This is a genomic window from Stenotrophomonas sp. 1337 (assembly GCF_031455455.1).
In the GTDB taxonomy this organism is placed as follows: domain Bacteria; phylum Pseudomonadota; class Gammaproteobacteria; order Xanthomonadales; family Xanthomonadaceae; genus Stenotrophomonas; species Stenotrophomonas indicatrix.
The window spans coordinates 22,882-47,926 of the sequence record NZ_JAVDSR010000021.1; the positions used below are offsets into that span (position 1 = coordinate 22,882).

At 67.9% G+C, this 25,045-nt stretch carries 22 protein-coding genes; 10 read left to right on the forward strand and 12 right to left on the reverse strand.

The genetic code is table 11. The features are described 5' to 3' along the window. A complete protein-coding gene (locus J2X70_RS19745; protein WP_218787820.1) occupies positions 1 to 1,080 on the reverse strand; it encodes an HDOD domain-containing protein in 1,080 nt (359 codons plus the stop codon). A 272-nt stretch (positions 1,081 to 1,352) separates the two neighbouring features. On the opposite strand from J2X70_RS19745, the gene J2X70_RS19750 reads away from it, so the two are divergent. After that, positions 1,353 to 2,450: a Glu/Leu/Phe/Val dehydrogenase dimerization domain-containing protein gene (locus tag J2X70_RS19750; protein ID WP_025879167.1), complete on the forward strand. Its 1,098-nt coding sequence runs from the start codon at positions 1,353 to 1,355 to the stop codon at positions 2,448 to 2,450. 85 nt (positions 2,451 to 2,535) lie between these two features. Here J2X70_RS19750 and J2X70_RS19755 read toward each other — a convergent pair whose 3' ends face one another. Next, positions 2,536 to 5,373 (reverse strand): S8 family serine peptidase, encoded by a 2,838-nt coding sequence (locus J2X70_RS19755; RefSeq protein WP_279208976.1) that lies wholly within the window; start codon positions 5,371 to 5,373, stop codon positions 2,536 to 2,538. Positions 5,374 to 5,554: 181 nt separating this feature from the next. Between J2X70_RS19755 and J2X70_RS19760 the strand changes: the two genes are divergently transcribed. The 3 genes from J2X70_RS19760 to J2X70_RS19770 all read left to right on the forward strand — a co-directional run bounded on the left by J2X70_RS19760 (position 5,555) and on the right by J2X70_RS19770 (position 7,756). Next, entirely contained in the window at positions 5,555 to 6,730 is a 1,176-nt protein-coding gene (locus J2X70_RS19760) for a thiolase family protein (RefSeq protein ID WP_025879169.1), read from the forward strand. A gap of 124 nt (positions 6,731 to 6,854) precedes the next feature. Next, on the forward strand, positions 6,855 to 7,196 hold the full coding sequence (locus J2X70_RS19765; RefSeq protein WP_025879170.1) for a hypothetical protein: 342 nt from the start codon (positions 6,855 to 6,857) through the stop codon (positions 7,194 to 7,196). Positions 7,197 to 7,345: 149 nt separating this feature from the next. Further along, positions 7,346 to 7,756: a hypothetical protein gene (locus J2X70_RS19770; protein WP_025879171.1), complete on the forward strand. Its 411-nt coding sequence runs from the start codon at positions 7,346 to 7,348 to the stop codon at positions 7,754 to 7,756. A 171-nt stretch (positions 7,757 to 7,927) separates the two neighbouring features. Here the strand turns inward: J2X70_RS19770 and J2X70_RS19775 are convergent, their stop codons facing one another. Next, the gene (locus J2X70_RS19775; protein WP_025879172.1) at positions 7,928 to 9,565 is read right to left on the reverse strand and encodes an acyl-CoA dehydrogenase family protein; all 1,638 of its coding nucleotides are present in this window, start codon (positions 9,563 to 9,565) and stop codon (positions 7,928 to 7,930) included. A gap of 114 nt (positions 9,566 to 9,679) precedes the next feature. Between J2X70_RS19775 and J2X70_RS19780 the strand changes: the two genes are divergently transcribed. From J2X70_RS19780 to pdeM, 4 genes are read left to right on the forward strand one after another with little or no spacing between them, the layout of a single operon-like run. Next, a complete protein-coding gene (locus J2X70_RS19780) occupies positions 9,680 to 10,678 on the forward strand; it encodes a ligase-associated DNA damage response exonuclease (protein WP_032977105.1) in 999 nt (332 codons plus the stop codon). After that, entirely contained in the window at positions 10,675 to 12,282 is a 1,608-nt protein-coding gene (locus J2X70_RS19785; protein WP_025879174.1) for an ATP-dependent DNA ligase, read from the forward strand. Before J2X70_RS19780 ends, J2X70_RS19785 begins: the two co-directional genes overlap by 4 nt. After that, positions 12,279 to 14,738 carry a ligase-associated DNA damage response DEXH box helicase gene (locus J2X70_RS19790; RefSeq protein WP_033831731.1) on the forward strand — a complete coding sequence of 820 codons (2,460 nt, stop codon included), beginning with the start codon at positions 12,279 to 12,281 and terminating at the stop codon, positions 14,736 to 14,738. The genes J2X70_RS19785 and J2X70_RS19790 overlap by 4 nt, the downstream gene beginning before the upstream one ends. Then, positions 14,728 to 15,369, forward strand: coding sequence for a ligase-associated DNA damage response endonuclease PdeM (pdeM, locus tag J2X70_RS19795; RefSeq protein WP_309911812.1), 642 nt, complete (start codon positions 14,728 to 14,730; stop codon positions 15,367 to 15,369). The genes J2X70_RS19790 and pdeM overlap by 11 nt, the downstream gene beginning before the upstream one ends. A 21-nt stretch (positions 15,370 to 15,390) precedes the next feature. Here the strand turns inward: pdeM and J2X70_RS19800 are convergent, their stop codons facing one another. From J2X70_RS19800 to J2X70_RS19835, 8 genes are all read right to left on the reverse strand, one after another. Next, positions 15,391 to 15,660 carry a hypothetical protein gene (locus tag J2X70_RS19800; RefSeq protein ID WP_025879177.1) on the reverse strand — a complete coding sequence of 90 codons (270 nt, stop codon included), beginning with the start codon at positions 15,658 to 15,660 and terminating at the stop codon, positions 15,391 to 15,393. A gap of 175 nt (positions 15,661 to 15,835) precedes the next feature. Beyond that, positions 15,836 to 17,104: an NAD(P)/FAD-dependent oxidoreductase gene (locus tag J2X70_RS19805; RefSeq protein WP_309911814.1), complete on the reverse strand. Its 1,269-nt coding sequence runs from the start codon at positions 17,102 to 17,104 to the stop codon at positions 15,836 to 15,838. Positions 17,105 to 17,480: 376 nt separating this feature from the next. Continuing rightward, positions 17,481 to 17,687 carry a cold-shock protein gene (locus J2X70_RS19810; protein WP_019183439.1) on the reverse strand — a complete coding sequence of 69 codons (207 nt, stop codon included), beginning with the start codon at positions 17,685 to 17,687 and terminating at the stop codon, positions 17,481 to 17,483. An 88-nt stretch (positions 17,688 to 17,775) separates the two neighbouring features. Beyond that, on the reverse strand, positions 17,776 to 18,522 hold the full coding sequence (locus tag J2X70_RS19815; protein WP_025879179.1) for an S-methyl-5'-thioinosine phosphorylase: 747 nt from the start codon (positions 18,520 to 18,522) through the stop codon (positions 17,776 to 17,778). Between the two features lie 81 nt (positions 18,523 to 18,603). After that, entirely contained in the window at positions 18,604 to 19,158 is a 555-nt protein-coding gene (locus J2X70_RS19820; protein ID WP_025879180.1) for a hypoxanthine-guanine phosphoribosyltransferase, read from the reverse strand. Beyond that, the gene (nagZ, locus tag J2X70_RS19825) at positions 19,158 to 20,165 is read right to left on the reverse strand and encodes a beta-N-acetylhexosaminidase (RefSeq protein ID WP_309911816.1); all 1,008 of its coding nucleotides are present in this window, start codon (positions 20,163 to 20,165) and stop codon (positions 19,158 to 19,160) included. The genes J2X70_RS19820 and nagZ overlap by 1 nt, the downstream gene beginning before the upstream one ends. Positions 20,166 to 20,325: 160 nt before the next feature. After that, a complete protein-coding gene (locus J2X70_RS19830; protein ID WP_309911818.1) occupies positions 20,326 to 21,033 on the reverse strand; it encodes a DsbA family oxidoreductase in 708 nt (235 codons plus the stop codon). A gap of 48 nt (positions 21,034 to 21,081) precedes the next feature. Continuing rightward, a complete protein-coding gene (locus tag J2X70_RS19835; RefSeq protein WP_309911819.1) occupies positions 21,082 to 21,567 on the reverse strand; it encodes a CYTH domain-containing protein in 486 nt (161 codons plus the stop codon). A 93-nt stretch (positions 21,568 to 21,660) separates the two neighbouring features. Here J2X70_RS19835 and J2X70_RS19840 point away from each other — a divergent pair, with 93 nt between their 5' ends. Continuing rightward, a complete protein-coding gene (locus tag J2X70_RS19840; protein WP_080148296.1) occupies positions 21,661 to 22,281 on the forward strand; it encodes a hypothetical protein in 621 nt (206 codons plus the stop codon). 60 nt (positions 22,282 to 22,341) lie between these two features. Here J2X70_RS19840 and rlmD read toward each other — a convergent pair whose 3' ends face one another. Then, on the reverse strand, positions 22,342 to 23,676 hold the full coding sequence (gene rlmD / locus J2X70_RS19845; RefSeq protein ID WP_032977094.1) for a 23S rRNA (uracil(1939)-C(5))-methyltransferase RlmD: 1,335 nt from the start codon (positions 23,674 to 23,676) through the stop codon (positions 22,342 to 22,344). Positions 23,677 to 23,804: 128 nt separating this feature from the next. Between rlmD and J2X70_RS19850 the strand changes: the two genes are divergently transcribed. After that, positions 23,805 to 24,527, forward strand: a complete 723-nt coding sequence (locus J2X70_RS19850; RefSeq protein ID WP_025879186.1) for a response regulator — start codon at positions 23,805 to 23,807, stop codon at positions 24,525 to 24,527. Positions 24,528 to 25,045 lie beyond the last annotated feature (518 nt).

A 25,045-nucleotide genomic window follows, 5' to 3' on the forward strand; every position in this document is an offset into this window, starting at 1 on the left:
TCAGAGGGCGTTCCCCTCGCCATCGCCGTGCAGGCTTTCGTCCAGGGTTTCCACATTGCGCCCGTGCAGGCGCCGCCAGATCCAGCGCAGCGCGTGTGGCGGCGCTGCCGGCAATTGTTCCAGCAAGGCCAGCATGCGGCCCTGGCTGGCATGCCCGTGCCGGCACAGCAGGCTGGCCGCCGCAGCGGCGCTGGCCAGGCGCAGGCTGTCGGCCAGCGGACCGTCTGCATCAGGCGCCAGGGCCTGATGCACCGGTTCGGGCAGTTCCCACGCTGCTGCCACCCGCTGCGCCAACGGCAGTGACCACTGCTGCAGCAACTGCAGGGCCAGCGCGGGCTCCACTTCTTCGCCACGCACCTGTGCTTCCTGCAGCAGTTGACGCATGACCAGCGCCGCGCCCAGGCCCTGCACCAGGCCCAGCCATTGCGCAGCGAAGGCATCGCCGAAGGTGACCGTGCGGGCGTGGTCGGCGGCCGCGCGCGACGCCAGCAGCGCGTGCTCCCATATGATCGAACTGAACTGCGGGAACACCTCGCACTGCACCTGCATCACCGGCTGCACCAGCACGGCGCTGATGATCTGCCGCACACCTTCGGTGCCGACCAGGGTCACCGCCCGCTGCAGGCTTTCCACGGGCCGCTCGTGCACCTTGTAGGCCGGGCTGTTGGCGATCCGCAGCAGGTTGCCGGTCAGCACCGGATCCTGGCCGATGATCGCCGCCATCACCCGCGCCGATGCAACGTCGTCATTGACCGTCTGGATCAGCTGCGGCAGCAGTTGCGGGCGCCGCGGCAGCTGCCGGGTAGCCCAGTCGCGGTCCTGCAGCGCGCGGTCCACCGCTTCGGCCAGACCCGATGCGCTGACCGCCGCCGGTTCGCCTGCCAAGCGCGGATACAGGGCCAGCGCGTGCAGTCCGCGCTGCAGGTGGGCGGCGACCTCGGCCGCCGACAAGGCGTCGCCCTGCAGGCTGGCCGCCGCGGCCGCCACGGCCTGGCGGGGGGCTGCGGCCAGGCGTGCCGGGGCCTGCCCGGTCAGCTGCGACAGCCAACGGAGCACAGATCGCCACCACGCTGCGGTCATCGCCGCCCATCCTGTCGTTGTCCTGCTGCCACTGCCTGCCCCTGCGCCTTCATCACATCCGGCGACCTGCCGTCGTCGCAGCATCGGCCGCACTTTCATCTTCTTTAACCCGGGCGCGTCCGGCGTCGACGGCATATCCCGGGCGAATGGACTAGAATGGCGCCGCGCGACCCGTCCCCCTGTACCGACGACGTCGCTTTTTTTGTTTTCGGACCCTACCGTTCATTGGCAGTTCGCCGCAGTTCACCGCAGATCGCGCCATCGGAGACCCCATGCTATTCGAAACCCTCGCAACCACCGGCCACGAACAGGTGGTGTTCTGCCACAACCAGGATGCCGGCCTGCGGGCAATCATCGCCATCCACAACACCACCCTGGGCCCTGCCCTGGGCGGGGTGCGCATGCGCCCCTACGCCAGCACCGACGATGCGCTGGCCGATGTGCTGCGGCTGAGCCGCACGATGACCTACAAGAATGCGCTGGCCGGTCTCAATGTCGGTGGCGGCAAGGCGGTGATCATCGGCGACCCCAAGGTCGACAAGACCGAAGTGCTGTTCCGCGCGTTCGGCCGCTATGTCGATTCGCTGGGTGGTCGCTACATCACGGCCGAGGACGTCGGCACCGACGTCAACGACATGGAGAACATCTACCTGGAGAGCCAGTTCGTCACCGGCGTGCACCAGGTCCATGGCGGCTCGGGAGATCCGGCGCCGTTCACCGCCTATGGCGCGCTGCAGGCGTTGATGGCCTCGATGCGCTTCAAGTTCGGCCATGAGGAAGTGGGCAAGACCAGCATCGCGGTGCAGGGCCTGGGCCATATCGGCATGGAACTGGTGAAGCTGCTGCGCGACCGTGGCGCCAAGCTGTATGTCACCGACCTGGACAGCGCGCTGGTGGATCGTGCAGTCAACGATTTCGGCGCCGAGGCAGTCAAGCCGGACGAGATCCACGAAGTGAACGCCGATGTGTTCGCGCCGTGCGCGCTGGAAGGCGCGATCAACGCCGACACGCTGCCGCGGATCAAGGCGAAGATCATCTGTGGCACCGCCAACAACCAGCTGTCCAGCCTGGAGATCGGCGACGAGCTGCATGCGCGCGGCATCCTGTATGCGCCTGACTACGCGGTCAACGCTGGTGGCGTGATGAACGTGTCGCTGGAAATCGACGGTTACAACCGCGAGCGCGCGATGCGGCTGATCCGCAGCATCTACCACAACCTGACGCGCATCTTCGAACTGTCGCAGCGCGAGAACATTGCCCCGCAGCGCGCGGCTGACCGGATCGCAGAAGCGCGCATCCTGTCGATCGGCAAGCTGAAGATGCCGCTGGGCCGCAGCACACCGCGCCTGGGCGACCTGCGCGGCGGCTGAGCGCCGCCCCCGGCAACCGGACGCGTGCCGACCGTGGGTCGGCACCGCCGGATGAACGCGCCGGGCAGCACGCCCGGCGCCATGATCAGAAACCGGTGCTGTAGCGCAGCGCCGCCTGACGTGCATCATCGCCACCCACGCGCTGGTCGATGCCCAGGCTCAGGCGGCCATTGCGGCCCCACCACGATTCCAGCGCCAGGCCGAACAAGGCACTGCCACGCGGTGCGTCAACACCGGCCAACGGCGCCCAGGCATCAACGCCGACGAAACTTGCCTGCCAGGCCTGCTCACCGCCATCCAGCCGTTGCTGCCATTCGGCATGGCCGCGCAGCGTCCAGCGCCCCCACTGCCGCTCACCCCGCAGGCCCGCCAGCATCTGGCTGCGCTGTGCACGCGACGCCTCACCGCGCAGGCCGAAGCCGAAGCCGCCCTGCTCGCTGAAGCCATCGGTATCCAGGCGGGTGCTGCTTGCCCCCAGGTACGGTGTCAACGACGCACCGATGCGCCCGAAACGGTAGCCGCCTTCAACGCTGGCACTGCTGAAACGTCCGCCGTAGCGCGCGGACACACCGTAGGCACCGGCACCCAGCAGCAACTGGCGATCCAGTTCCCGGGTGAACTGGCCGGTGCCGAACTGGGCCAGCGCATAGCCACGCCCCAGGCTCCAGCCGGCATACAGCTGCGCCTGCGCCTGGCGGTCACGCCCACGGTCACCACTGAAGTTGCTGCCACCATTGCTGCGGGTTTCGCCAAAGGCCATGCCCAGCAGGCCGTTGCTGCCCAGTGCCACGTCCTGGCCGGCCATCCAGCCCTGGCTGTCGGCGGCGTTGCCGGCAAAGCTGCCCTGCCCGGCTTCACCCAGCGCGCTCTGCCAGGCGCCACGCAGTTTCGGCGCAGCCTGCACGCGGTCGAAGCGCTCGGCAACCGCGCGGCGCGACATGTCCACGCTGTCGAAGGTCGACGCTTCAGCGCGCGCATGTGCTTGTCCGGACAGGCTCTCCAGGCTCGCCGACAGGCCATCGGTTCCGCCAGACGTACGCTGCAGCGCGCCTGCGGCCACGCCGAACGCCGAGCCCTGCAGATCCGCATTGCGGTCCAGCGCGGTGAATGCCGACTGCACCCGCAGCGCCGATGCCTGTGCATTGGCGCCCAGGCCCGATGCGGCTGCCGAAACGTTGACCTGGGTCAGGTCCATCCACGCGTCGTTGCTGCCATAGCCGTACTGCGCCTGCAGCAGGGTCAGGCCGTTGGCGCCGGTGTTGGCCACCGGCGTGGTGAACGTGCCGTTGATACCGCCGTTGGCATGGACCAGACCCTGGCGGCTGCCGACCTGCGGCACGTAACCGGACACGATGCCATCGACCACCACGCCGCCGGCCAGGCGTGCGGTGCCGGTCACCTGCAGCGCGTTTACCCCCAGCGCGACGATCAGCTGCGCATCCGGCCGCTGGCTGTAATTTCCTTCGATGGTCGCGGTGGTGTTGGCGTTGACCAGCACCACGCTGGCGCCGTTGTCGACGTTGCCGATCACCCGCGGCGTGCCGGGCATGAACTGCAGGCCGGCCATCGAGGCACCACCGGAACCGGAGACGCTCACGTTGGAACGGATCACGCCGCCACCGCGCAGGGCCAGGGTGCCGCGCTCGATGCGTGTCGCACCGCTGTAGCTGTTGTTGCCGCTCAGCTCCAGCCGGCCATCGCCGCGCTTGATCAGGCCGCCAGCGCCGGCGATGTCGTTGCTCCAGATCGAGCCCGAAGAGGCCGCGTCGACATTGACCGTGGCATCGCCCCAGTCGAAGCGGCCGGGACCGTTCACCGCCTTGCCGACGTTGAGCATGCCGTAGCCGTAGATGGGATCGACGCCCGGCGCACCGATGTCGGTGGCGGTGCCGAGCAGGGTCTGCCGCACCAGGTCGTTGTCGAAGTAGGGATAGCGCTGCCAGACCAGCGCCGCAGCACCGGAGATCAGTGGCGCGGCGAAGGACGTACCGTAGTTCCACAGGTACTTGCCGGTACCCGGCTCCGGAAACACCGCGCTGCCGGGAGCGGTCAGGCAATAGCGCGCGGCGTCGCCACAGGCATTGGCCCACGGCGCACGTTCACCGGGCTTGTTCGGATCGATCGCAGTAGCTACCAGCCAGCCTTTTTCCAGATCCGCTGCCGGCAGCGATCCACCGAAGCCACGCTGGCTGGGCAGCGCGGCCACGCTGCTGGGCTGGTCGCGCCCTTCGTTGCCTGCGGCGAACACCACCAGGCCACCGTGATTGATGATGAAGGGGCGATATTCGCCCGCGACCTGCGCTGTGGTGCCGAGGTCGGTCCAGTACAGGCCGCCCCAGGAATTGTTCATCACCTTCACGCCGTAGTTGATCAGGTCCTGGTGGACCCCGGCCACGCCCAGCGTGCCGCTGAAGGAGTTGCCCCGGCCACTGCCGTCATCCTTGGGCGTGGTGTCGGAAATGATGCGTGCCGAGACGATCTCCGCACCCTGTGCGATGCCGCCGGGCCAGACCCCCACCGGTACACCGGCCGCCAGGCTGGCGACGGCCGTGCCATGGCCAAGCACGTCATCGACGTTGAGATTGTTGCGGCTCGGGTCGATGTAGTTGAGGTTGGCCACCACCCGTCCGTTCAGCGCCTCGGCACTGCGCAGCACGCCCGAATCGACGATGCCGATGCGCACGCCGCGGCCGGTCGCGCCGGTGGCCTGTGCGGCACGCGCGTTGGTCTGTGCCAGATGCGCATCCACGACCGGCTCAAGCGGTCTGGCAGCGGGAGGCGGGGTGACCGGGGGCGTGACCGGAGGCGTGGTCGGGGGCGGGTCGATGCGCACGTTGCTGCCGCCGCCTCCACCGCCACACGCCGTCAGCGCCACCGCCAGCGCCGATGCCAGGACCGACCTTCCCATCGTCTTACGTTCCATCGTTTCCTTCCCATGAACGTTGGCCTGCCGCCATCCGGGCAGGCATCCAGTACTGCCCAGCGGCAGTCTTCGCCGACCCTCTATACTGGGCCGACCCCCACGCAGTCTGCCGGGAAACGGCGCCGTATCCAACGCCCGTCGTCTCCTTTCCGAACATTGCTCACGCATCAACGAGATTGCCATGTCCAACATCGTCATCGCCGCCGCCAAGCGCACCGCCATCGGCTCCTTCCTCGGCCAGTTCAACGGCGTTCCGACCCCGACCCTCGGCGCGGCCGCCATCGCCGCCGCGCTGGAACAGTCGGGCGTGCCTGCCAGCGACGTCTCCGAAGTCCTGATGGGCTGCGTGCTGCCGGCCAATCTCGGCCAGGCCCCTGCCCGCCAGGCAGCGATCGCCGCCGGTATTCCGCTGTCGGTCGGCGCCACCACCCTCAACAAGGTCTGCGGTTCGGGCATGAAGGCCATCATGCTCGGGCATGACCTGATCAAGGCCGGTTCGGCCAAGGTCGTGGTCGCCGGCGGCATGGAGTCGATGTCCAACGCGCCGCACCTGTTGCCCAATTCGCGCACCGGCAACCGTTTCGGCAACTTCCAGGCGGTGGACCACATGGCCCACGACGGCCTGGTCAATGCCTATGACGGCAAGGCCATGGGCGAGTTCGCCGAATGCGCCGTGGACAAGTACCAGTTCACCCGCGAAGAGCAGGACGCCTACTCCATCGAATCGGTCAAGCGCGCACAGGCAGCCCAGGCCAACGGCGCCTTCGCCGACGAGATCGTTGCGGTGAAGGTCGCCACCCGCAAGGGTGAAGTCGAGGTCGCCAGCGACGAACAGCCCGGTCGTTCGGACATTGCCAAGATCCCGACCCTGCGCCCGGCCTTCAAGAAGGACGGCAGCGTGACCGCCGCCAGTTCCTCCAGCATCTCCGACGGCGCTGCCGCCGTGGTCCTGCTGACCGAAGAAGATGCTGCCGCACGCGGCCTGCAGCCGCTGGCGCGCATCGTCGGCCATGCCACCCATTCGCAGGAGCCGGAGTGGTTCACCACCGCCCCGATCGGTGCCATCCACACCCTGCTGGCGAAGACCGGCTGGTCGCTGGACCAGGTCGATCTGTTCGAAGTCAACGAGGCCTTCGCCGTGGTGGCGATGGCACCGATGCGCGAACTGGGCATCCCGCACGACAAGCTCAACGTGAATGGCGGTGCCTGCGCGCTGGGCCATCCGATCGGCGCCTCCGGCGCACGCCTGGTGGTCACCCTGGTCAACGCATTGCGCACGCGCGGCGGCAAGCGCGGCATTGCCACCCTGTGCATCGGCGGCGGCGAAGCGACGGCTATCGCCATCGAGTTGATCTGAAAGGGTTTAACGTCTATTTCGCAAAAATGAATGCGGGATCGCTTGACACCCAATCTTGGCTTGTCATCATGTTGTCGGCGCGCAGCATGCGCGTTGCCTAATTCTAACGACGAGGATTTACACAATGAGCATCAACAAGCTGCTGGTCGCGATGTCCCTGGCTCTGGCCCTGGCCGCCTGCTCGAAGCAGGAAGCTGCCCAGGACGCCGCTGCTTCGGCCAACCAGGCCGCCACCGAAGCCCAGGCTGCTGCCGACCAGGCCGCCGCTGCTGGCGCCCAGACCGCCGACGCTGCCCAGCAGGCCGCTGACACCGCCGCCACCGCTGCTGACGCTTCGGTCGACGCCGCTGCCCAGGCTGCTGGCGCTGCCACCGACGCCGCTGCTGGCGAAGCCAAGGACGCCGCCAAGGCTGCCGAAGCTACCGCTGAGCAGGCCAAGGACGCTGCTGAAGAAGCCAAGAAGTAATAACTTCTTTCTTCAAGCTGTTCTGAAGAAGCCGCTGGTTCGCCAGCGGCTTTTTCTTTGCGCGCAGTTCCGTGCGCAGGTCACCACCAGGTCTTCACAACGGTATGAATAGGCTGGCGTCCCCATCCATTGCAGTACCGGAGACCGCCATGAAGATCCGTCCGCTGACCACTACCCTGCTGGCCGCCTCCCTGCTGCTCGCACTGGCTGCCTGCAAGGGCCCGGAAGCCGAACAGGCCAAGCAGGATGCCGCGCAGGCCGCCGACAGCGCCGGTGTCGCCGCACGCGATGCCGTCGACAAGGCCGCTGCCGCCACCCGCGACGCTGCCGACAAGACTGCTGCCGCCTCTGAACAGGCTGCCGCCGATACCCAGCAGGCGCTGGACAGCGCCGCAGCCGCGACCGCCACCGCCGCCGACAAGGCCAAGGTCGCAGCCACCGATGCCGCCGCCCACGCCAGCGACGCCACGGCCGATGCCGCGCAGAAGGTTGCCGACAAGGCCCGCGATGTTGCTGACGACGCCAAGGCCACTGCCGCCAAGGAAGAAGCCAAGCACTAAGGCCTTCGCGTTCGTCGGGCATCGCCCGGCGCTACCGGAAAAGCCGCGGCATCGCCGCGGCTTTTCTGCTTTTCGCTTTTTCTGTTGATTCCGTGCTGGGCGCGCACGGAAACCGTCCAAGGCCGCGCTCCTGCGCCGCCCACCATGAGGGGCCTCGCCGTTGGCCGTCACCTACGGCAGCGCACGCGCCAGCATCGCCGCCACATCCAACCCCGCCGGCAGCGTGCCGAATGCCAACCCATGCTCGCCGTGCAACCGGCTGCGGATGAACGCTTCGGCCATTGGACTGCGTGCACGCAGCAACAGCGCGGCCTGCAGCAGCAAGGCAGTGCGTTCGCAGAACACCCGTGCCTGTGCCTCCTCCGGCGCCGCCGCATCGCGCCACTGCTGCAGTGCCGACGCATAACGCGCATCACGATCGGCCACCGCCTCCAGTTCACCGTGCAGCGCCGCCAGCACCTCCGGCTCGCGCGCCAGCGCGCGCAGCACATCCAGGCACTGGATGTTGCCGCTGCCTTCCCAGATCGAATTCAACGGTGCCTGCCGGTACAGCCGCGGCAACATCGATTCCTCCACGTAGCCGGCACCGCCCAGGCATTCCTGCGCTTCGTTGACGAACGCAGGTGCGCGCTTGCATATCCAGTACTTGCCCAAGGCCGTACCCAGCCGCGCGAGCGCGGCCTCGGCCGGATCGCTGCCAGCGCGATCGACCGCGCGTGCGATGCGCATCGCCAGCACCGTGGCCGCTTCCGATTCCAGCGCCAGATCGGCCAGCACGTTGCCCATCAGCGGATGGTCCAACAGTGGCTTGCCGAAGGTGCGCCGATGCCGCGCGTGATGCAGCGCCTGCGCCAGCGCCATGCGCATTTCCGCCGCAGCGCCCAGCATGCAGTCCAGCCGGGTCATCATCACCATGCCGATGATGGTGGCCACCCCGCGTCCCTCCTCGCCCACACGCCAGGCCTGTGCGCCACAGAACTCCACTTCGCTGGATGCGTTGGCCCAGTCGCCCAGCTTGTCCTTCAAGCGCATCAGGCGGAATGCATTGCGATCACCGTCGGCCAGGCGCCGTGGCATCAGCAGGCAGGTCAATCCGGCCGGCGCCTGCGCCAGTACCAGGAAGCCATCGCACATGGGTGCGGAGAAAAACCATTTGTGGCCGATCAGCCGATAGCGCTCGCCGTCGATGGGTTCGGCGCGGGTGGTGTTGGCGCGCACATCCGAACCGCCCTGCTTCTCGGTCATGCCCATGCCCAGGGTGATGCCGGCCTTGTCGGCCACTGGCACATCGCGCGGGTCGTATACCGGTGCGGCGGCCTTGCGCGACCACTCGGCCAGATGCGGCTGCCCGCGCAGCACGGCTACCGCGGCGTGGGTCATGGTCAACGGGCAGCTGGTGCCGGCCTCGGCCTGGTGGTGCAGGTAGCTCAGCGCAGCGCGCGCGACATGCGCGCCGGGCTGCGGCTCGTGCCAGGACAACCCTGCCACGCCATGTTCCTTGGCCGTCTGCATCAACTGGTGATACGCCGGATGGAATTCCACGGTATCGATGCGATGGCCCTGTGCATCATGGGTACGCAGGCGTGGGCGATCGCGGTTGGCGTCGAAGCCGATGCGGTACAGCGCGTCGCCGGCCAGTCCTCCGTACGCCGCCAACCGCGGTGCGAACGCCGCCGCGCCCTCGCGCTGCACGGCCTCCATCAATGCGATGTCGTCGGTCCACAGCTGCCGGCCGGCAAACGGCGGCGGCTGGTTGAGCACCACATGGGTTTCGTAGGGGGCGCTGCTGTTGAAGCTCGGTCCACTCATCGGTTCCTTCCCCGCCGGCAAGAGGTGTGCGGTCCGATTGTGCCGTATCGCCCGGCAACCCCGCGTTCAGGCCGATTCTCGCCACGTGCACGACCGGACCGCCACAGTGACGGCATGGCAGGCAAAGACGATCTGGTAGTACTGCGGCCGGAAGGGCTGTACTGCGCGGCAGGCGATTTCCATATCGATCCCTGGCGGCCGGTACCGCGCGCGGTCATCACCCATGGCCATGGCGACCATGCGCGTCCGGGCATGGGCGAGTACCACTGCAGCACCGGCAGCGTGCCGATTCTGCGCTGGCGCCTGGGCGATGTGCCGCTGCACGCGCATGCCGAGGGCGTGCCGTTCGCGCTGGGCCGGGTGCAGGTATCGCTGCATCCCGCCGGCCACGTGCTCGGCTCGTCGCAGGTGCGCATCGACGATGGTGAGCAGGTCTGGGTGGCGTCGGGCGACTACAAGCGCCAGCCCGACCCGACCTGCACTGCATTCGAAGTGGTGCCCTGCGATACCTTCATCACCGAGGCGACTTTTGCGCTGCCGATCTACCGCTGGCCCGATACCCGTGCCGTGGCGGCCGAGATCGCCGCCTGGCGCCGCGAGTGCGCGCAGCGGGGCGAAGCGGCAGTGCTGCTCTGCTATGCGCTGGGCAAGGCGCAACGCGTGCTTGCCGAGCTGCGTGCGGTGGATGACCAGCCTGCCTGGCTGCATGGCGCCATCGCCAACGGCGTGGCCGTCTATCGCCAGGCCGGTGTGCCCATGCTCGACACGCTCACCGTTGCCGAACAGGGGCGTCAGCCCGATGCGGCCGGCCAGCTGATCCTGGCCCCGCCCTCGGCCGCCGGTACGCCGTGGCTGCGCCGGTTCGGCCGTCACCAGCTCGGTTTCGCCTCGGGCTGGATGCAGTTGCGCGGCAACCGCCGCCGGCGCAACGTCGACCGTGGCTTTGTGATCTCCGACCATGCCGATTGGCCAGCGCTGCTGCAGACCATCACCCAGACCGGCGCGCAGCGGGTCATTGCCACCCACGGCAACACCGATGCGTTGATTCCGTACCTGCGCGAACGCGGCGTTGCCGCCGAAGCGTTCCGCACCGATTTCGGAGGCGAGGAATGAAGGCCTTCGCCGCGCTGTACCAGCGGCTGGATCGCAGCACGGCGACGCTGGACAAGCGCGCGGCGTTGATCGATTACTTCCAGCACGCACGCCCGCATGACGCAGCGTGGGCGCTGTACCTGCTCAGCGGCGGCAAAGTGGGCGGCGCGCGGCGGAAGATTGCCGGCAGCGGCGAATTGCGGGCGTGGATCGCCGACGAATCCGGCCTGCCCCCCTGGCTGGTCGAAGACAGCTACGCGCAGGTCGGCGACCTTGCTGAAACGCTTACCCTGCTGCTGGATGATCCGGCCACCGAAGCCGAGGATCGGCCTCTGGCCGACTGGATCGAACACCACCTGCTTGCCGTTGCCAACCAGCCGGAGCCGGTGCGTCGTGCCGCCGTAGTCGACGGCTGGCGACAGCTGGCATCGGCCGAACGCCTGGTCTTCAACAAGCTGCTGACCGGCGCGCTGCGCGTTGGTGTGTCGCAGCGCGTGGTGCAGCAGGCGTTGGCCGAGTGGTCCGGGCTGGATATCGCCCGTATCGCCCAGCGCATGCTCGGCGACTGGGTGCCCTCCCCCGGCCTGCTTACCACCTTGCTGTCTGCCGAAGAACTGCCGACCGATCGTCAGCAGCCCTACCCGTTCTTCCTCGCTTCGCCGCTGGAAGGCGAGCCTACCGAGCGGCTGGGCGACATCAGCCACTGGCTGCTGGAATGGAAGTGGGATGGCATCCGCCTGCAGCTGCTGCGGCGCCAGGGTGAGGTGGCGTTGTGGTCGCGCGGCGAAGAGCGGCTGGACGGTCGCTTCCCGGAGATCGAGCAGGCGGCAGCGTCTCTGCCCGATGGCTGCGTACTCGATGGCGAGCTGCTGGCATGGGACGACGCCGACAATCTGCCGCGTGCATTCACCGCCCTGCAGACCCGCATCCAGCGCCGCAAACCCGGCGCCGCCACCCTGCGCAACACGCCGGTACGCGTGCTCGCCTACGATCTGCTTGAACGCGACGGCGAGGACCTGCGTGCACTGCCGCTGCAGCAGCGACGCGTGCAGTTGGCCGAGGTGGTCGGCGCGCTCGGCGATCCGCGCATCCAGCTCTCGCCCGAGGTAGACGCCGACGATTGGCAGCATGCCGCGCAGCTGCGCGAAGCATCGCGCGAGCGTGGTGTGGAAGGGCTGATGCTCAAGCGTCGTGATTCGGTCTACCAGTCCGGGCGTCGCCGTGGCGACTGGTGGAAGTGGAAGGTCGAACCGCTCACGATCGATGCAGTGTTGCTGTACGCGCAGGCAGGTCATGGTCGGCGCAGCACGCTGTATACCGACTACACCTTCGGCGTCTGGGACGGCGAGACACTGGTTCCAGTGGCCAAGGCCTATTCCGGTCTGGACGACAAGGAAATCCTCGCCCTCGATCGCTGGATCCGCGCGCACACCCGTGAACGCTTCGGCCCGGTGCGCAGCGTAAGTGCTGAACAGGTGTTCGAACTTGGTTTCGAAGCAGTCAACCGCAGCGCGCGCCACAAGTCCGGCATTGCCGTGCGCTTTCCACGCATCCTGCGCTGGCGCCACGACAAGCCGGCTGCCGAAGCCGACCACCTGGCCCAGTTGCAGGCGCTGGCGCGATGAAGCGCAGCGATGCGCTGCAGCGCCTGCACGCATGGTTCGGCAGCCGCGGCTGGCGCCCCCTGCCCTTCCAGCGCGCGATGTGGCGTCATTACCTGGCGGGCGAATCGGGCCTGCTGCACACGCCCACCGGCAGCGGCAAGACCCTTGCCATGTTCGGCGGCCCCTTGTTGCAGGCGATGCTCGACCCGCCCCCCGCACCGCGTCGCGCCAGCGCGGTACGCCCGCTGCAGGTGCTGTGGGTAACGCCGCTGCGTGCGCTGGCCAGCGATACCGCACGTGCGCTGCAGGCACCGATCGACGGCCTGGGCCTGGGCTGGCGCGTGGGGCTGCGCAGCGGCGATGCCAGCAACCGCGACCGGCGCCTGGCCCGCGAAGGTCGCATCGACGTGCTGGTCACCACGCCGGAGTCGCTGGCGCTGCTGCTCAGCTATCCCGACACCCTCGAGCGCATGCGCCAACTGCGCTGCGTGGTGGTGGACGAATGGCACGAACTGCTGGGCAACAAGCGTGGCGTGCTGCTGCAGTTGAATCTGGCGCTGCTGCGTGATGCAGCGCCGGCGATGCAGCTGTGGGGGCTGTCGGCCACATTGGGCAACCTGCCACAGGCACGCGACGTACTGCTGCCACACCGTCCACAGGCAACAATCGTGGAAGGTGCACGGCAGCGGCCGGTGACGATCCGCAGCCTGCTGCCCGAACCCGGCGAACGCTTTCCATGGGCCGGGCATCTTGGCCTTTCCCAGCTTCCGCGCGTGCTCGACGCGCTGTTCCGTGCACGCAGCAGCCTGCTCTTCACCAATACCCGTGCGCAGGCGGAACTGTGGCACCAGGCCCTCGCAGCCGTGTGGCCGGAAGATGCCGGCACGCTCGCCCTGCACCATGGATCATTGGATCCCACGCTGCGACAGCAGGTCGAGGACGGACTGCGTGCGGGCACGCTGCGGTGCGTGGTGGCCACTTCCAGCCTGGATCTGGGCGTGGACTTTCCGGAAGTGGACCAGGTGCTGCAGCTGGGCAGCCCGAAGGGCGTGGCGCGCCTGCGCCAGCGCGCAGGGCGTGCGCGCCATCGGCCCGGTGCCAGCGGCCAGATACTGTGCATTCCCAGCCATGCGCTGGAACTGGCCGAGTACGCGGCGGCCCGGCACGCGTTGCATGACGGGGTGATCGAAGCGCGACGTCCTCCCACGTTGTCGCTGGACGTATTGGCCCAGCACGCCGTCAGCCGCGCGCTGGCGGGCGGCTTCAACGCCGATGCACTGCTGGAACAGGTCCGTGGCACGCATGCCTTCGCCGCGCTGGAGGACGCACAGTGGAATGCGGTGATCGATTTCATCGTGCAGGGCGGACGTGCATTGTCCCGGTACCCGGAGTTCCATAAGGTGGTACGCGATGCCGACGGCGTGTACCGCATGCCCGATCGCCGCCAGGCGCTGCGCCATCGGCTGTCGATCGGCACCATCAGCAGCGACGGCAGCGTGCGCGTACAGTTCCTGCGTGGCGGCAGCCTGGGCGCGGTGGAAGAGCAGTTCGCCAGCCGCCTGCGCCGCGGCGACCGTTTCCAGTTTGCAGGGCGGCTGCTGGAGCTGGTGCAGCTGCGCGACATGACCGCGTTCGTGCGCGTGGCGCGCGGTGGTGGTGATGGCGTGGTACCGCGCTGGCAGGGCGGTCAACTGCCACTGTCGATGCCGCTGGGCCGCGAACTGGAAAAGGTGCTGTCAGGCGCCGACCAGAGCGCGGAGTCGCGGTGGCTTGCGCCGCTGCTGGCATTGCAGTCGCAGCTGTCTGCGGCGCCATCGCCCGACCACCTGCTGGTGGAAGACGTGCGCCGACGCGAAGGCCAGTTCCTGTTCGTCTATCCCTTTGCGGGCCGCCATGTGCACGAAGCGCTGGCCGCGCTGCTGGCCCTTCGCTGCACCCGTCGGCAACGCAACAGCATCGGCTATGCAGTGAATGACCATGGTCTGGTGCTCGCTCCGGCCACGCCGGTGGATCTGCAGGAACAGGACTGGCGGGCAATGCTGGATGCTGGCGATCTGCTGCAGGACCTGCGCGAAGCGGTGAACCTGGGCGAGCTGGCGCGCCGCCAGTTCCGCGGCATCGCGCGCGTGGCGGGCCTGCTGGTACCCAGCCTGCCGGGTGGCATGCCACGCTCGCTGCGCCAGCTGCAGGCCTCCGCCGGACTGCTGCATGACGTGCTGCGCGAGCACGACCCGGAGCATCTGCTGCTGGCATTGGCCGAGCAGGAAGTACTGCACGACAGCCTCGACCTGCCCGGGTTGCAGCAGGTGCTGGCACGCATCGCCACACGTTCGTTGTCCCTGCAGCGGCCCTCATCACTGACCCCGCTGGCATTTCCCTTGTGGGCCGAACGCCTGCGTGGGCAGTTCAGCAATGAAGACTGGCGCACGCGCGTGCAGCGTGCCGCGCAGCAGCTGGAGCGCCGCCATGGCCGCTGATCTTCCGCTGCAGCTGGGAGGTGAGTCGATGCTGCTGCTCGGCGGCCGGGCGCTGCTGTGGCCGGCGCAGCGCGCGCTGTTGATCGCCGACCTGCACCTGGGCAAGGCGGACGTGTTCCGGCGTGCGGGAATCGCCCTGCCGTCGGGCGGCACCGGCAATGACCTGCAGCGCCTGCAGGACCTGGTGACCATGCACCAGTGCCAGCAACTATGGATCCTCGGCGACGTCCTGCACGGCCCGGCGCATCGCGCGGCCTGGTATCAGCAATGGCTTGGCTGGCGCGAACATCACGCCGCGCTGGAGATCCACGTGGTGCGCGGCAATCACGACCGTGATCTGCCGAAGGCGGCGCTGCAGGTGCAGATGCATGACGACGCGCGATGGGGACCGTTCCTGCTGCGGCACGAGCCGCTGGCCGATGCCACCGCGCACGTGCTGGCGGGCCATGTGCATCCGCAGGTTGCGTTGCCGGCACTGCGTCGGCGCTTCCCCGCGTTCTGGCTGCGCCACGGCGTGACCATCCTGCCGGCATTCTCGGCATTCACCGCCGGTGTGGTGCCTGTACTGGCGCCGGGCGAACAGCTGCTCGCCTGTGTGGAAGACAGCGTAGTGCCGCTACCGGTTCGCTGAGGCGTCGAGACCTGCGCGGGATTACGACGGGCGGGCGGCGATTCCGTGCATCAGGCTGAAATCCTGCGTCGCCTCGTCGGCATGACGCGGCAGTGCCTGTATCGCCATCAGCATTTCCTGTGCGCAGGCGCGGATATGGCCGTGGCTTTCCGGTGATGCGTGGCTGATCAGACTGCCGACATGAAACTCGAACACATCTTCCAGTACGTCGGGCTGGTCCTCGTGCAGCATCCGCAGCAGACCGCGCAGCTTGCAGATTTCCGATTCCAGCTTCTCGACCGCGAACAACATGGCATCCTCCTCGTTCGTGCGGCGCATCCGGGCCGCAGCAGGCAACGACGGCGGCGCCACCCGGGCCACGCGATGATCGATCACGAAAAGGAAAGCGGGCGACGCGGCTGCCGCGTGCTCATCTCTTGTCGCACATACGGGGTGAGGCAATCGTTAAATGCCGTAACGAAGGGCTTCACGCGGTGGCCGGCATTTCCACGCCCTGTAGCGGCAGGGGCGCAGCGGCAAGCGCCTGGATGAATGCCGGATCGAGCGGCAACGCGCCCAGCCATCCGTGCTGGGTGCCGCTGAGCACGCGCAGCATGTGCCCACGCCCGCCAGGCAGTCGTCCCATCGGCCCCAGCAGCACATCGCGCGCCTTTGCCCACGCATCGCGATCGGACTGGAACAGCGGCGTCAGCCAGCGGCTCCAGCGCTGATAGACCGCCACATGCGCACGTCGTTGCGCCTGGTAGGCCTGCAATGCCGGTTCGCCAGCACCGTGGGTGCGTAACGCGTCGCGCAGTGCAAGTGCATCCAGCAGCGCCATGTTCACGCCCTGCCCCAGCTGCGGGCTCATCGCATGTGCTGCATCGCCTGCCAGCACCAGCCGCCCCTGATGCCAACGCTTCATCACGGCATCGCGGTACACCGCACGCGCCAGCTGACCGGCGTCGCGCAGATGGGCGAAGCGCGCGCCCGCCTGTGGCCACAGCGCATGCAGTTCTTCCAGCCACGGCGCCATGCCGTCGCCCTGCCAGCGGTCGAAATCCGCACGCGGCAGGCTCCAGAAGAAGCTCAGGCGAGGCGTGTCGTCACCGGGTCGGGTGCCCACCGGCAGCAGGCCGATCATCTTGCGCGCGGCGACGTAGCGCTGCCGCAGCTGCTGCATGTGTGGCCAGTCTTCGGCCGGCAACAGGCACCACAGCGCGCCCCACGGGTACACACGGTCCAGCGCCGCGCCACCGTCGACGGCGTTGCGCAGCGTGGAGGCGGCGCCGTCGGCGGCAACCACCAGATCGAACGGTCCGTGCGTGCGACCGTCGCTGTCGCGCAGCCGCCCCTGCTGGTGATCGACCTCGACGATGGTCGTGCCCACGTGCAGCTCGCCGGCGCCTTCACGCGCCTGGTCCAGCACCGAGAACAACGCCCCGCGCTGCATGCCCATGCCGTGCAGTCGCGCATCCAGGCCGTCATAGCCCATGTCCATCACCGCGCGCTCGCACGGCGTATCGCCATACAGCCGTCGCACCGGCATGGCGTAGCCACGCACGGCCTCAAGCAGGCCCATCTGCCACAGCACCTGCAGTCCGCTGGGCTGCAGCAGGAATCCCGCACCCACCGGCCCGGGGGTCGGCACGCGTTCGAAGATCTCCACCTCGTGGCCATCACGGGTGAGCAGGATGGCCAATGCCTGGCCAGCGGTGCCGTATCCAATCACGGCGATGCGCAGTCGTTCCGTCATGCCCGCATTGTGCCATCGGCGCAGGGGCGGTACATCAGCTGCCCCTCTTCCGAGCAGAGGTGCATCGGGCTCCGCCACCACTGCCGGCTCTCCTGCGAATGTCCCCCGGCAGCCTCTGCGCGGCTGCCTCCTCCTTTACTTCGCAGGAGAGCCGGCAGTGGTGGCAGCGCTCAGCTTTCATGGCCTCTGTTGGCGCGCGCGATTCCGCAACGGGAGCGCCTGTCCTTGCGTGCGAAGTAAAGGAGGAGGCGATGGCGGCAGGCCGGCGCCGGGGGACATTCGCACGCAAGGACAGGCGCTCCCGCCGCAAGAGCGTCTTCACGGCCAGCAAAAAAAACCCCGCCGAAGCGGGGTTTTCAACGCACTATCGAGTGGATCACTCGGCCGGAACGATGTTCGAGGCCTGGGCGCCCTTCGGGCCCTGGGTCACGTCGTAGGTGACCTTCTGGCCTTCCTGCAGACTGCGGAAGCCCTTGGAGTTGATCGCGGAGAAGTGCGCGAAGACGTCGGCGCTGCCGTCCTCCGGCGAGATGAAGCCAAATCCCTTGGCGTCGTTGAACCACTTGACGGTACCGTTCGGCATGGTGATGCGTGACCTTATGCAATGAATGGGTGGTGTACGCTGAACCCGCGCACAAGCTGAGTATGCAAAGCTTGTTACGCGAAGACAATCACCCCCGCGCCAATTCGCCGACCAGTTCCGGAAGTCCGTTGCTGGCGGCCTGCACATTGGCGAGCACTTCGGCCATGGTGATCTCCTCACCATCACCGCACCCGGCGGCCCAGTTGGCAACGATCGCCAGGCAGGCGTAATCCAGCCCCAGCTCACGCGCCAGCGCCGCTTCGGGCATGCCGGTCATGCCGACCAGATCGCAGCCATCGCGGCGCATGCGCGCGATCTCGGCGATGGTTTCCAGCCGCGGGCCCTGGGTCGCGCCATAGCAGCCGCCATCGTGGACCTTCACACCGGTCACCTTCGCCGCCGCCAGGATCTTGCTGCGCAGCATCGGCGTATACGGATGGCCGAAGTCGACGTGCACCACGTCGGTGCCCTCTTCTTCGCAGATCGTGCTGATGCGGCCCCAGGTGTAATCGATTACCTGATCCGGGCAGGCCAGCACGCGCGGCCCGAAATCGTCACCGATGCCACCGACCGTGTTCAGCGCCAGCACCCGCTGCGCGCCGATCTGCTGCAGCGCGGCCAGGTTGGCCCGGTAGTTGATCTTGTGCGGCGGCAACGAATGGCCTTCACCATGGCGTGCAAGGAAGGCCACGCGATGACCGAGCAATGTCCCGACCCGCACCGGGCCGGACGGCTTGCCGAAGCGGGTGTCGACTTCGTGGGTCTGCACGTCGTCAAGCTTGGCCAGGTTGTAGACACCGGTACCGCCAATCACGGCCAGGGCGATCTGTTGCATGGAAAGCACTCCAGAGAAAAAAGAACGCCGGCACCCGAGGATGCCGGCGGCAGGAAACGCAGGCCGCAGGCGGCCGCGTTGTTATTCCTTCATCGCGTAGATGGCCGGCACGCAGCGCAGGGTTTCGTTGACGTCCATGCCGAAACCGAACACGTAGCGATCCGGCAGCTCGATGCCGGCATAGTCGGCGGTGACGTCCGGCAGCGCGCGATCGTGCTTCTTCACGGTCATCGCGGCAATGCGCACGTCGGTCGCGCCCTGCTCCAGGCACCAGGTACGCACGCCCTGCAGGGTGTAACCCTCGTCGAGGATGTCATCGACCAGCAGCACGCGGCGGCCGAACAGCGCCGTGGCCGGCTTGTGCTTCCACACCAGGTCGCCGCCGGTAGTCTCACCGCGGTAACGGGTGGCGTGCAGGTAATCGAACTGCACGTCCTGGCCACGCGCGCCCAGCTCCAGTGCCAGCTGGCCGGCGAACGGCAGCGCACCGTGCATGATCGACAGGAACAGCGGCACCTCGCCCTGGTAGTCGCGCGCAATGGCGTCGGCGATGCCGGCAATGGCCTTGTCGATGGTGGGGCGGTCGACCAGCAGGTCGGCTTGGGCCAGGGCCTGGGAAATGGTGAGGTTCGGCATCAGACGGTTCTTCCAAGGGTTTGCAGCAGACGGGATTGGGTGTCGCCATGGCGGGCATCGGCCAGCAGGCCATCCCAGCCAAGCGCGCCGCGGCCGAGCAGCCCCAGCAGCGCAGCGGTATTGAGGGAGCGTCCCTGCACCGCGTGCAGGGCTTCATCGACCAGCTCCGGGTGGCAGACCAGCACCACATCGCAGCCGGCATCCAGGTGTGCGTGCACGCGTGCCGGCACGCCACCGGCGCTGTGCGAGGCGGCCATGCCGATGTCATCGGAGAACACCACGCCGCGGAAGCCGAGCTCGCCACGCAGGATCTGCTGGATCCAGCGCGGCGAGTAACCAGCGGGTTCCGGTGCGACCTGCGGGTAGATCACGTGCGCCATCATCACCGCATCGGCGCCGGCGGCGATACCGGCCGTGAACGGGACCAGATCCTGTGCGCGCAGTTCATCCAGCGCACGCGGATCGATCGCGGTATCCACGTGGGTGTCTTCCAGCACGGTGCCATGGCCGGGGAAATGCTTGAGGGTGGCGGCCATGCCGACCGCATGCATGCCGCGTACGTAGGCGGCGGTGAACGCGGCCACGACCTGCGGGTCTTCACTGAAGGCACGATTGCCGATGGCGCGATTGCCACGGCCGAGGTCGACCACCGGGGCGAAGCTCAGGTCCACGCCGCTGGCACGGACCTCACTGGCCATCAGCCAGGCGTGCTGCTCGGCCAATGCCAGCGCAGCGTCGGGATCCCTGGCGTACTGGACACCGATGTCCTGCAGCGGCGGCAGTTCGCTGAAGCCCTCACGGAAGCGCTGCACGCGACCGCCTTCCTGGTCCACGCAGATCAACTGCGGGCGCGGTGCGGCAGCGCGGATCGACGCGGACAGTTCGGTGACCTGCTGCCGCGAAGCGAAGTTGCGCTTGAACAGCACCACCCCGGCCACAGCATCGTGCTGCAGCCACTCACGTTCCTGGGCGGTCAGTTCAGTACCGGCAACGCCGATCAGCAGCATGGTCGATCTCCACAACGGGCGCCCGCATGGCGCAGTGCCGCATTGTCGCAGAACCGGCCAACAGGCGCAGTGGTCAAAAAGGGGGACGGAGGGTCAAGGCGCAATCGACCCACTGGTGCCGGATGGGACTCACCCCCCTCCGTCCCCTTTTGCGGGTCGGTCAGACCTTGCAGCCGTCCGCGCCGCAGGCGTCGTCGCCGCCTTCCGGGGCACCCTCCGCGCCCTGCCCTGCCGCCTGCTCGGCGGCGATCTGGCGCAACGCGTTGGCGAAGGCTTCCGGGGGCTGGGCTCCGGAAACCGCCCAGCGGCCGTCGATGACGAAGGTGGGCACCGAGGAGATACCCAGTGCGTGGGCCTGCGCCAGGCCCGCTTCCACTTCGGCCAGGCCACGATCGCCGGCCAGCATCTGCTGGATCTCGTCTGCGGCAAGGCCACCGGCGGCGCCGGCCTCGACCAGCACCGCCGGGTCGGCCAGATTCTGTCCATGCTCGAAATGGGCGCGGAACAGCGCCTCACTGACGGCCTCCTGCACGCCGTGCTGGCCAGCCAGCCACAACAGGCGATGCGCCGGCAGCGTGGTTACCCGCACCTGGCCCTGGCTGAAGTCCATCGGCAGGCCCTCGGCCCACGCAGCGGTCTGGGTCTGGCCCAGAATCTGCTCGGTGCGCTCGGCACCGCCGAACTTGCGCACATAGGCCTCGCGCAGTGGCACCGGGGTGGCGTCCGCATCGGGGTCAAGCTGGAACGGCTGCCAGTGGATCTCGAGTTCGGGCGCATCGGCGCCCAGCAACTGCACACCCTGCTGGAAGCGATGCTTGCCGATCCAGCACCAGGGGCAGACCACGTCGGAGTAGATGTCGATTCTCATCCCCCCGACATGGGGGCCGACACCCTCGAAAAAAGGGGACGGAGGGTTTCACCACTGTGAATAGGGGCGGCTGGCCAGAGCGACGTTGTAGTAGCGGGCGTCGTCGGTCACTTCGGCGCCGATCCAGTCCGGCAGCTCGATGGCCTGGTCGGCGCTGTCCAGCTCGACTTCGGCGACCACCAGGCCGGCGTTGTCGCCGAGGAACTCGTCCACTTCCCAGGTCAGGCCGGCGTACTCGACCAAATGCCGGCGCTTGTCGATCAGGCCGCCGACGCACAGCGCCAGCAGGTCGCGCGCATCCTGCACCGGAATCGGGTAGTCGAACTCCTGCCGGGTATGGCCCAAGGTGCGCGACTTCAGGTTCAGCGCGGCCTTGTCGCCTTCAATGCGGACCCGCACCGAGGCGTTCTGGCTGCCGCGGTCGAGTGCGCCCAGATCGTTGATGTAGCCCTGCGCCATCGGGATGACCCGGTGCGCGGCAGTGCGCCACCCATCATGGGTGACGAGGAATTTGCGTTCGATTTCGATGCCCATGGGCACAGTATGCGGCTCACGCCAGACGCTGCCTATCGGCGCGGCGACGGGCAGGACTACACTGCGCGGCCCCCAACCATGGAATGGTCGCTCATGACGCTTTCCCATCGCCTTCGTCGCTGTCTTGCCCTGTCGGCGCTGCTGCCGTGCGCCGTTGCCAGCGCCGGATCGGCGACCGTACCTTCGCTGCAGCAGGCACAGGCTGCGATGGACCGGATGTTCGACCAGGCCGTTGCCGATCGCCCCGCCAGCGACAGCAGTCGCCTGGTTGCCGAGACGTTCCGGCCCCGTCTGCAGACCCTGGACAGCTGTGCCCCCGCCGAGGCCGGCGACGCCGTCGATTGCATCGCCACCGCCAGCGCAGGCATCAACTCGCGACCACAGCTGCTGCGGCTGGCGCTGGTGGATGGCGCGTGGACACTGCCTGACCAGCGCAATGTGCCCGTACCGGCACCGCCCCGCGAAAGAGTGCAGGTGCTGCTGCGGGAACGGATCGCCGGGCAGGCGCAGCAGCAGGCCGACCCAGCCCTGCGCGCACGCTTCGAACAGGCTGCCGGCACCCTGCAGGTGCAGGAAGTGAGGAACTGCGAGGTCGCCAGCGACAGGGCCGCCATCGAATGCACCGTGCGCGCAGGCGACGGCAGCGAGCATGGCGAGCAGTCCATGGCCTTCGTGCGCGTGGACGGCCAGTGGCAGAACGCCCCGGCCGACTGACCGCATTGCCTGCCTGCAAGCCGCAAGGCAGGCGCCGGGCAGCCCCCGGCGCTGCAGGCATCAGCGCTTTTCGAACACCGCGATGCTTTCCACGTGCGCGGTATGCGGGAACATGTCCATCGCACCGGCGCTGACCAGGGTGAAGCCCTGTTCGTTGACCAGGTAGCCGGCATCGCGGGCCAGCGAGCCCGGATGGCAGCTGACATAGACGATGCGCTTGAACTGCTTCAACGGCAGCTGCTGCAGCACTTCGATGGCGCCCGAACGCGGCGGATCCAGCAGCAGCTTGTCAAAGCCCTGGCGCATCCATGCCGTGCTGCGCTGGTCCTGGGTGAGGTCGGCGCTGTAGAACTGCGCGTTGGTCAGCCCGTTGCGCTCGGCGTTCTCACGCGCACGCGCCACCAGCCCGGCATCACCTTCCACGCCCACCACTTCGCGCACCTTGCGCGCCAGCGGCAGGGTGAAGTTGCCCAGGCCACAGAACAGGTCCAGCACGCGCTCGTCGGCACCCGGTTCAAGCAGGTCCAGCGCGTGGGCGATCATCTTCTCGTTGAGCTTGGCATTGACCTGGATGAAATCCAGCGGACGGAACGCCAGTTCGACATCCCACGGCGCCAGCCGGAACGAAAGCGCCACGCCCTGCCCGTCCAGCGGCTGCACGGTATCCACGCCGCCCGACTGCAGGTAGATGACAAAACCGTGCTGTTGGCCAAAGGCCGCCCAGGCGGCCCGATCGGCATCACTCAGCGGCTGCAGGTGGCGCACGGTCAGCACCACGGCCTGGTCACCGGCGATGAACTCGATCTGCGGGATGTCGCGCTTGCCATCCAGGGATTCGATGAAGGTCGACAGCACCTCCACCTTGGTGCCGATTTCCGGGATCACGGTCAGGCACTGCTGCAGGTCCGCGACGAAGCGCGGGTCCTGCTCGCGGAAGCCGACCAGGGTCTTGTCCTTCTTCTCGACCCGGCGCACCGAGAACCGGCCCTTGCGGCGGTAGCCCCAGCTGTCACCCACCAGCGGCGGCAGCACGGTGCCCGGCTTCACATGGCCGATGCGCTCCAGGTTGTCCATCAGCACGCGCTGCTTGGCGACGATCTGCTGGTCTTCGTCCAGGTGCTGCAGCACGCAGCCGGCGCAGGTGCCGAAATGCGGGCACTTGGGGGTCACCCGCTGCGGCGAGGCCTGCAGCACTTCCACCGTGCGCGCTTCATCGAAGTGGCGGCTGCGGGCGGTCTGTTCGGCCATCACCACTTCGCCCGGCAGGGCGCCGCTGATGAAGGTGACCTTGCCGCCCTCGCCTTCACGGCGGGCAACACCGCGACCATCATGGCTGAGGTCGAGGATCTCGGTCTGGAAGGGAGTACGGTCGATACGGGAGCGGGATCGGGCCACGTGGCAACAGGCTGCGGGCAAAAGTGGGGGCGTATTGTCGCAGATCCTGACCAGCAGGGCCGCTGGCCGCTTGCGCCCGCCGCCGCCGTGCTTGATGATTGACCCCAGCTGACATGGAGGCAGCCCTGATGCAGATGACCCCGCGGGCCAGTCGACCCCGCTTCCTGCTTGTCGAGGACGACATCATCAGCCGTGGTTTTTTCAAAGCGGCGTTGGAAACGTTACCAGCGGATGTGGATACCGCCGACTCACTGGCCAGCGCCCTGGCGCGCGCCGAGCCCGGTGCCCACGATCTGTGGCTGATCGACGTCAACCTGCCTGATGGCAACGGTGCCCAGCTGTTGCACCAGCTGCGCCGCTCGCACCCGGACACCCCGGCGCTGGCGCACACCGCCGACGGCGATGCTGCCATTCACGCCCGCCTGCGCGAGGCGGGTTTCAGCGACACCCTGGTCAAACCGCTGGGCCGCGACCAACTGCTGAAGGCGGTCCGTCGTGCGCTGGTCAACAGCCCCGCCGGTTCCACGGTGCCGCCGGCGGCGGTCGAGCTGGCCCTGGAGGACTGGGACGAAACCGCCGCCCTGGCCGCGCTCAATGGCCAACGCAACCACCTGATCGCCCTGCGCGAGCTGTTCCTGGCCGAACTGCCGGGCGTGCGCGATGCGGTCGAACAGGCCGTGGACCAGCATGACGAGCGCCAGCTGCGCAGCCAGCTGCACCGGTTGCAGGCCAGCTGCGGGTTCGTGGGTGCAGCGCGACTGGCACGTGCGGTACGGCAGCTGCATCACACGCCCGAATCGGGGCAGGCACAGGCGGGGTTCCGCGCGGCGGTGGCTGCCCTGCTGCACTGAGGGTTGCTCGGCAGGGCTGCGCCCTGCACCCGCCGAAGCTGACGTCAAATTCAACGTCAAAAGCGTGCATCCCGTGGGATGGCGGGGCGGTGTCGGAGTGCGGGGACGCCGTGAACCCATCCATGGGGGCTTGGCAGCCGCATCCATGCGGCTGACACCCCGCACTCCGACACCGCCCCACCTCTGACAGATTTCCGCGATCTGGTAGATCCACGCCATGCGTGGATGAATCTCCATCGAAATCGAATATTTCGATATTGGATCGAAGAGCATCCACGCATGGCGTGGATCTACGTGTCGACCAAGGTCGACACCTACCAGAGCCGGAAGCCATTCCGACAGCTCGCGGACAATTGTCGAAGGCGGGGTGGGTCCGGTTGCGGGGGTGTCCGCGGCATGGATGCCGCGGCCAAGCCCCCAGGGTGAAGTGACCCCCTAAAGTTGGACAGTTGGGGATCAGGCAGCCAGCGCGACCTGTTCCCGGTACTTTACCGGGCTCAGGCCCTTTAGTTTCAGTC